The sequence below is a fragment of the Methanobrevibacter sp. genome, assembly GCF_045646205.1.
Classification (GTDB): Archaea; Methanobacteriota; Methanobacteria; order Methanobacteriales; family Methanobacteriaceae; genus Methanocatella.
The window spans coordinates 20,204-28,606 of the sequence record NZ_JAZRKF010000018.1; the positions used below are offsets into that span (position 1 = coordinate 20,204).

An 8,403-nucleotide genomic window follows, 5' to 3' on the forward strand; every position below is an offset into this window, starting at 1 on the left:
TAACATCGTAAAATCTTAATAATTATTATAAATATTAATTCATATGAATTGTATAGTGCATTTTCATTAACTCCAGGTAATAATGAAATTGAAGAAGATGACTTAACTAAATTCATAAAAAATGTTATTAAGATATTATTGTATCAAGACGGTTTAATTAATTATGAATATTTAAGTTCTAGCTATTAATATCATCAACTATATAACATCAGCTGCATAATATTTAATTAGAGGTTTAAATTAAATGTTATGCAATATTTCCATTTCAACTGTCAATAACAATCTGTCCACTTTTTATAAAACCAATTACAATGTTAACTTATTTTATCCATTCATTGACAGATTGATGTTATTTGATACAGACACTGATTTTTTGCATGATGAATTCTCAATCATATTGACAAAAGAGGATTTAAACTCAATCAGCACAGAAGACATCAGAAATGAAGACATGGAATTCATTAACGAACTTGAAAAGCTATTCAAAAATTGCGATTACATTGAAATCGACGGCAGATTTCGAAGATTCATTAAAGTAGGGGAATTAAATTGAAAACATTGAATGTTGTGGCAGCTATTATTCACAAGGACGATAAAATCCTTGCAACCAGAAGGGGCTATGGGGAGTTCATTAACCAGTGGGAGTTTCCCGGAGGTAAAATTGAAGAAAATGAAACCAAGGAAGAAGCCCTTAAAAGGGAAATCAAAGAGGAATTAAACATCGATATTGAAATCACTAATTTTGCACTGGATATCGAGTATCAGTACCCTACATTTTATCTTAAAATGTCCTGCTATGACTGTACAATAAAAAGCGGAACGCTTGAACTCATCGAGCACAATGATGCAAGATGGCTTTCAAAACAGGAACTTGATGACGTTAACTGGATTCCGGCAGATGTCGATGCCGTAAACTATCTAAAAGAGACCTTAAATGAAGAACTTATCATAGAAAAGATGAAAAAGGTCGATGAGGAAATGCAGAAATGTGGTTACGACCTTGACAAGTTAAAGGAATTATACGAAAACACCGAAGACAAATTCGAAAGACAGCTGATTTATGCTGAAATCAGGTCAATTGAAATCCTGGACACTATCGTGATTGATAAGAATGATTAATGAAGACATTTTAAACGGGGCTAAAACGGCATTTATCGATGAAAACAATTCATCCAGTCCGGACTTTAAACCCAAACTGCTTTTCAACTCAAAACACACAAAGGTCAGAAACGAAATAATCGACCAGCTGAGGACATGTGGCGAGTTTATCATTTCAACTGCATTCATTACCTTTGGAGGAATCGTACCTCTTTTGGAGGAGCTGAAAAACCTTGAAAATAATGATGTCAAAGGAAAGATATTAACCACTGATTATTTATATTTTACAGAGCCTAAGGCCTTAAAAAGACTCAATGATTTTAAAAACATAGAAATCAGAATGTTTACAACGGAAAATGAAGGTTTTCACACTAAAGGTTACGTTTTTAAGAAAAATAACAATTACTCAGCTATTGTGGGAAGTTCCAATTTAACGTCAGCCGCACTGGTTGAAAACAAGGAATGGAACGTGGGATTTACCACAACTGAAAATGGTGAAATCATAATCAGTCTTTTAAATGAATTCAATGAATTATGGAATAAATCAAAGAGTTTAAATGATATTTTACCTACTTATGAAAAGATATACAATGACAATGTCAATTTCAAAGAGTTAAGGGAAATCACTGATAAATTAAAGGAAAGAAACATTAGGGATTTGGTTCCAAACACCATGCAGGAAGCATTTTTAAGAAATATCAGAAACTTAATTCAGAAAGGAGAAAAAAGAGCCATTCTGGTTTCAGCCACAGGTACAGGTAAAACCTATGCTTCCGCTTTTGCCATAAAGGATTTTAATCCTAAACGCTTTTTATTCATCGTTCACCGTGAACAAATCGCAAAGCAGTCAATTGCCGCTTATAAAAACGTTATTAAAGACAAGTCATTTGGACTGTTGACGGGTAATGAAAAGAACTTCGATGCAGACTATGTCTTTGCAACGATTCAGACATTATCAAAGGATGATGTCTACACGAAATTTAAAAAAGACGAATTTGACTATATCATAATCGATGAAGCGCATAGGTTGGGTGCTCCAACTTATCTAAAGATTTTAAATTATTTTACTCCAAAATTCTGCTTGGGAATGACTGCTTCACCTGAAAGAACAGATGGTTTTGATATTTATGAGAAATTCGACCATAATATTGCTCATGAAATCAGATTGCAGGAGGCTCTAGATGAAGATTTGCTTTGTCCATTCCATTATTTCGGAATAAGTGATGTTACTTTTGAAAAACAGAATTTTGATGACGATTCTGATGTATTGGGTAATGGTGATTCTGATATAGTATTCATTGATGATAACTTTAGGGATTTTAATTATCTCGCATCGAATAAAAGAGTTGAGTACTTGCTAGAAAAATCCGAGTTTTATGGCTACTCTGGAGATAGAATCAAGGCACTTGTGTTTTGTTCAAGAAAAGAAGAGGCCAAACTTTTATCAAAAGAATTTAATAAACGTGGCCACCCATCTGTAGTACTTACTGGTGAAAACTCACAGGATGAACGTCTTGATGCAATTGACCGTTTGACCAATGATGAAAATCCAAATAAACTAGAGTATATTTTTACTGTTGATATTTTCAACGAAGGGGTGGATATTCCTGAAATCAATCAGGTTTTGCTTGTAAGGCCGACTGAGTCTCCAATCATCTTCGTCCAACAGCTTGGTAGAGGATTGAGGAAGTTTGAAAATAAGGAATTTGTTGTCATTTTGGATTTTATAGGTAATTATAAGAATAATTATATGATTCCATTGGCACTGTCTGGGGACAGATCATATGACCAGGATAACTTGAGACGCTATCTGATGGAGGGAAACAAGATTATTCCTGGTGTATCATCTATTAATTTTGATGAAGTTTCTAAACAAAAGATTTATGAATCAATTAACACTGCTTCATTTAATAGAAAAACTCTTTTTAAAGAAAAATATATGAATTTAAAAGCTAAATTGGGTAAAATTCCTTTATTATGTGATTTTTATAATAATGCTGATTTTAGTCCAGAATTAATTTTAAAACATAATGATTTTCCTTGTTATCATTTATTTTTAAATGAAGTTGAGGATGATTATACTGGTGAATTATCGAATAATGAACTTATTTCATTAAAATTTATTTCAAAAAAACTAATTAAAGGAATAAGGCCTCATGAACTTATTATTTTAAATTGTCTTAGATATAATAAATATTTCACTATTGAAATGATTGAAAAATGTTTATTCGATATTTATGGTTTGAAAAATCAAAAAGACTCAATAAAAGGAGCTATTAACTTTTTAAGTTTAAATTTCTATAAAAAAGAAAAAGGTGAAGGTTATCAAGCAAATACTATTCAAAAATTTATTGGTGATGTTATTTCGTTTGATGATATGTTTTTCACTGATGATTTTAAGATTTCACCTTATTTTAGAAGTTGTTTAAATAATCCGACTTATTTAAAACATTTTAATGATGTATTAAATTACGCATTTCTTAAATATGATAATGTTTATATGGATGAGAAGCCATTTAAGTTATATGAAAAATATTCTCGTGAAGATGTTTTAAGGCTTTTAAATTGGAAATACTTTATGAATGGTCAAAATATTGGTGGATATAAAATTAAATACAATACTTGCCCTATTTTTGTCACTTATGATAAAGCGGAGGATATTTCGGAGACAATTAATTATGATGATCAATTTATCAATAAGGAATTATTTTCTTGGATGAGTAGAGATAATAGGAAAACTTCTTCATCTGAATTAGAACCTTTAATTAATTATAATGAGTTGGATGTTGAGTTATTTATACAGAAAAATAATGATGAAGGTATTGAATTTTATTATATGGGTAAATTAACTCCTTTAAACTATAAACAACGTTATAGAAATATTGGTGGTAAAGAAAAACCTATTGTTAATTTCACATTTAAAATAGAAAATCCGGTTAAAGATGAATTATATGACTATTTCACAAAAGATTAAAAAATAGTTAATTAATATTAGGGGGAATAATCCCCCGATTTAATGGAATTTATGGTTTGAAAGAATTTATTTTAGTTTAGCATATCTGAATCAATTTCATCCACGATATCGCCGCTAGGGCTGACTAAAACTAATTTAACATAGTAATCTCCACCGTCTGTGTGGAAATTAAAGTAAGTTGTACCTGATGAACCGCACATTCCAGGATGGTCTGCAACAAAATCGGAGGAGTAAAGTTCAACACCGTATGATAGCGGACTTACTTCCCAGTGGTAACCGGTTCCTGCTGTGGTCGGTACGCTCATGACGAAATTACCGTTGCCGTCAATAACTGCTCCGGTATTAGTAACATTTTCAATATCAGTTATATTATCTGCTGAAGTGCTGTTAACGTCAATATCTGCTGCGGAAATAGTACTTATTCCAGCAAATAATACGAAAATAGCTAATAAAGCGAATATTTTATTTAATTCCATATAATTTTACCTCCATTTTTTTGTACTTTTTCACGTCAATGTGATTAGTACTTACTATTGATGTTGGAATCTACCTTATATATGTCTTTTCGCATGTATGTACTTACTTTCATATAAATCTTATTTAAAATGATTTAAATAATTCGGTTGTGTATTTGGGAGGGATATTGGATTTTTAAGACGTTTTAAAACAATTATTCATATAATGCTGGTGACATTTTCCACTTCCTAAAGAAAATCCGGAAAGATTTTTCATGCATTTACTTAAAAGTATGGCCAATATTTTTAATGGTCAATCAAATTAATTATCAAATAATTAATCATATACTAAACATGCTTAAACATCACTTCCAATCAAGTAAAGTTCTAAAACCCAATCTATACATATCAGCCAGTAAAAAAATAATTTTCAGATTGCATGGGGGGAATCACGTCACAAACGCATAGTAAAAACATAATGCTTTTCAAGATATTTTTGTTAAGGATCATGATGGATGGGCACAAATTATATATACCATTTAAACACAATTAATTAACATGGACTACGAAGCTTTTAAGTTAAGAAGTGTTATTTTTGACAACAAATTCAGAATTGAAAGAAAGCATGTAGAATTTGATAGCGGAATTTCATCCTACGAAGTTCTGGTTCATGATATCGGACACAATGCACTTGATATTGTGGGATTTTTCAAATATTTCCAAATAGTTTCATCCGTAGGGCCGATTGAAAAGGAATTGCATAATCTGATTGCATCAAAAACGAATAGTGCCTCTGTGCTTCAAAGGGTGGCTTTCGAGAGAAGACACTATATATATGATGAAAAAATTCATGTTGACATTGACGGTGAGGATTACGTCTTCAAAATTGACGGAATCGGACCTCAGGCTGTAAAAATTACAGTTCAAATAACGTATGATGAAATTGCAAACTCAACAAAACCTCTGGAATCCAAATTAAGAAAGCTTATTAACACTCTCTATCAGGGTCCTCTAAACAACAAAGAAACTCTTGATAAAATTAACGATACATGGCAAAAAGAGGAAGCCCACAAGCAGAAAGTCCATGAGGAAGTCCTTAAGGATGAAGAAATCAGGGCTCAAAAACAAAAGGAGCTTGAGGATTTTTTAAATTCATGGTAAAAACTAATTTTTTTAACTCTTAATCAAAGAGTTATTTTTTTATCATAATTTAGCGAGAATACTCCAACTTCTCAAAGTTGGTGCGACGAGCAATTGCCTTTTAATTTGTTATATAATCTTTGATTATATGTTAGTGCAGTCATTGGACTGATAATCCTGTTATGCGGGTTATTCTCACTTGAAACTGCATTATTGGTGACGATAATGTGGGTTGCATGATAGTTTAAAGCCTAATCGATAGTCATACTCCGGGCTGTTGAGGGCGAGAGAAAGATTAGTATTGGTTAACGTTATGTGAACTTTTGTTTAAAGTCTCGTTAAGAAGAACGATGTTTTATTAAAGGAGTTTAAATGATTCCATCGTGTCAACAAGCCAACTTTAAGTCATGCGCTATTCGGCTTGAGCGTATATAGGTCATAACCTTTTAGTGCTTGTTCGGGATACAGAAAGAACCTAACCTAATCGTATCTAACAAAAGGTAAACTCGGTAAGCCTGATAAAGTCTAGAATTTATTCTAGTAGGGTGACTGTGAGGAAACTTGAATTCTTTATGAGGTAAAGGATGCTAAGAAAGCAAATGCCATTATTTGGTCGAAAGACAGCAGGAAACTGACAAATTTTAATAACTGTGAATGGATATGCTGATTTTAGCAGGTGAACAACATGCATATAAAACGAATATTTTGATTTTATTCAAAGATTGGAGGTATAACTGATGAGAAATACACAAAAGTATACTTTTGTGTCCACCACTTCAAACATTACTAACTGGTCTTCTATAGATTGGAAGAAAGCAGAAAAGTATGTAGATAAAATTCAAAAGCGGATATATCGTGCTGAAAGTGAAGGTGATTATCGTAAAGTAAGGGATTTGCAACGACTATTAGGGCGTAGTGCATATGCACAACTGTTGGCAATCAGAAGAGTTACTCAGACTAATAAAGGAAGGAGAACTGCAGGTATTGGTGGATTTAGAGCCTTAACTGATAAGAAAAGAATGGAGTTATTTTACAAAATTCGTAATCGTAATATTAATTTACACAACCCGAGACCGGCTCTTCGTAAATATATTCGTAAAAAGAATGGTAAAATGCGTCCTCTTAGTATTCCAGTTATTCTTGATAGGATTTATCAAGAGATTCTCCGAATGGTTTTAGAACCTCAGTGGGAGGTTCGTTTTGAACCTACCAGCTACGGATTCAGACCCAAAAGAAGTATCCATGACGCTGCGGAAAGAATATTTAATTATATTCACCCTGGCAACTGGGTTTATGTATATGAAGGAGATTTCAAGTCATGTTTTGATAATCTTGACCATGATTTCATTCTTGAACAAATTAAATGATTTCCATACTATAAACTTGTTGAGCGTTTTCTTAAAGCAGGTTATGTTGATAATAATATATTCAAACATAATGATAAAGGTACTCCTCAAGGAGGATTGCTGTCGCCTTTATTGGCAAATATTGCCTTGACAGGCATGGAAGAATGTTTAAACATCTCATACAGAAAGAAAACATACAACAGAAATGGAAAACCTTACACTACATATAAAACACAAGGTAAATATCGAATGACTCGATATGCCGATGATTTCGTTATTTTTGCCAAAACTGAAGAAGATATACTGAAAGTATCTGAAATTCTAGAACCTTATTTAGTCAAAAGAGGTTTAACACTCGCTGAAGACAAAACAAAAATTTCCCATTTACGAGAGGGATTCGATTTTCTGGGACTGAACTTCAGAATATACTACTCCAAAAATGGTCACAAAACTTTAATTAAACCATCTAAAGAGAGTATTCAGAAAGCCCGAGATAAAATCTCCGATATATATGAGAATATGGATGGAAATAATGTTGACACATTAATTGAAGTTGTTAATCCAGTTATTAGGGGAATTGCTAACTTTTGGAAACATTACGTTTCCAAAGAAATATTCAATAAAATGGATCATTACATCTGGATTAAGAATAGTAAATTCCTTAAACGGCTTCATCCTAAGGAAAGTAAGAAATGGATTAAAAAGAAATATTATCCTCCTTACAATGATGGAGAACACCGAGATAATTGGGTTTTAACTGGTCCTAAAAATGGTTTACATATGGAAAGAATGTCCTGGTACTCGATTAGACGGTATACCATGATAAAATTTAATTACAGTCCATATGATGCCAGTAAATCAGATTATTTTGCAAATAGATAATAAATTAAACCTTCTTATTCAGATAAATGTTTGCTTGAGCCCATTGTGATGAAAGTCACACGATGGGTTCTTAGGAGAGAAGGAGGGGGTGACCCCTCTGACTTATCCGACGGGATGAATCGCATTGTTGGGGGTACTTTTATTTTTGCTAATTTCCCTAGTTGATTTTCTAAAATAGGCTATTTTTTCATGGTATTTGTATTGGATTTTTCATTCAGTATAACTATTTTTTTTGATTTTTTTTATAATTTATACGTTTGCACATTACTTGTCAAATGCTCTCTAGGTATTTCTTTATATAGTTATATGGTTTATATTATTAATTGTAGTTAATACATATTTTATTTGGGTTTAATTAATAATGGTAGTTATAATTAAATGAAAGTTGTTAATAAGAATATTAAAGTTAGGATTTATCCGTCAAAAGCGGATAAGGATGATAAAGGAGAAAAGATTGTTAGTATTAACAAAATTGAGTCCAATATAGGTATTTACAGATTTATTTATA

The 8,403-nt window shown here is 31.9% G+C and carries 6 protein-coding genes and 1 pseudogene; 6 read left to right on the forward strand and 1 reads right to left on the reverse strand.

Annotated elements, in window-relative coordinates:
• Nucleotides 1-244 precede the first annotated feature (244 nt).
• Genes ACKI44_RS03555 through ACKI44_RS03565 form a run of 3 tightly spaced genes read left to right on the forward strand, consistent with a single transcriptional unit; the run spans nucleotide 245 to nucleotide 4,072 of the window.
• On the forward strand, nucleotides 245-553 hold the full coding sequence (locus ACKI44_RS03555) for a hypothetical protein (protein WP_407421597.1): 309 nt from the start codon (nucleotides 245-247) through the stop codon (nucleotides 551-553).
• Nucleotides 550-1,119: a (deoxy)nucleoside triphosphate pyrophosphohydrolase gene (locus ACKI44_RS03560; protein WP_407421599.1), complete on the forward strand. Its 570-nt coding sequence runs from the start codon at nucleotides 550-552 to the stop codon at nucleotides 1,117-1,119. Before ACKI44_RS03555 ends, ACKI44_RS03560 begins: the two co-directional genes overlap by 4 nt.
• Nucleotides 1,112-4,072, forward strand: a complete 2,961-nt coding sequence (locus ACKI44_RS03565; RefSeq protein WP_407421601.1) for a DEAD/DEAH box helicase — start codon at nucleotides 1,112-1,114, stop codon at nucleotides 4,070-4,072. Before ACKI44_RS03560 ends, ACKI44_RS03565 begins: the two co-directional genes overlap by 8 nt.
• Nucleotides 4,073-4,143: 71 nt before the next feature.
• Here the strand turns inward: ACKI44_RS03565 and ACKI44_RS03570 are convergent, their stop codons facing one another.
• On the reverse strand, nucleotides 4,144-4,548 hold the full coding sequence (locus ACKI44_RS03570) for a protease inhibitor I42 family protein (protein WP_407421603.1): 405 nt from the start codon (nucleotides 4,546-4,548) through the stop codon (nucleotides 4,144-4,146).
• A 537-nt stretch (nucleotides 4,549-5,085) separates the two neighbouring features.
• Between ACKI44_RS03570 and ACKI44_RS03575 the strand changes: the two genes are divergently transcribed.
• The 3 genes and pseudogenes from ACKI44_RS03575 (at nucleotide 5,086) to ACKI44_RS03585 (ending at nucleotide 7,895) form a co-directional block, all read left to right on the forward strand.
• Nucleotides 5,086-5,688, forward strand: a complete 603-nt coding sequence (locus ACKI44_RS03575) for a hypothetical protein (RefSeq protein ID WP_407421605.1) — start codon at nucleotides 5,086-5,088, stop codon at nucleotides 5,686-5,688.
• A 716-nt stretch (nucleotides 5,689-6,404) separates the two neighbouring features.
• Nucleotides 6,405-7,421: pseudogene (locus ACKI44_RS03580) on the forward strand (reverse transcriptase domain-containing protein); the annotation flags it as partial.
• A 69-nt stretch (nucleotides 7,422-7,490) separates the two neighbouring features.
• Complete coding sequence (locus ACKI44_RS03585) at nucleotides 7,491-7,895, forward strand: group II intron maturase-specific domain-containing protein (RefSeq protein ID WP_407421607.1); 405 nt, start codon at nucleotides 7,491-7,493, stop codon at nucleotides 7,893-7,895.
• Nucleotides 7,896-8,403: the final 508 nt, after the last annotated feature.

Coding starts and splice junctions, on each gene's coding strand:
- ACKI44_RS03555 (WP_407421597.1), top strand. CDS start 245: ATGTTATGCAATATTTCCATTTCAACTGTCAATAACAATCTGTCCACT.
- ACKI44_RS03565 (WP_407421601.1), top strand. CDS start 1,112: ATGATTAATGAAGACATTTTAAACGGGGCTAAAACGGCATTTATCGAT.
- ACKI44_RS03570 (WP_407421603.1), bottom strand. CDS start 4,548: ATGGAATTAAATAAAATATTCGCTTTATTAGCTATTTTCGTATTATTT.
- ACKI44_RS03575 (WP_407421605.1), top strand. CDS start 5,086: ATGGACTACGAAGCTTTTAAGTTAAGAAGTGTTATTTTTGACAACAAA.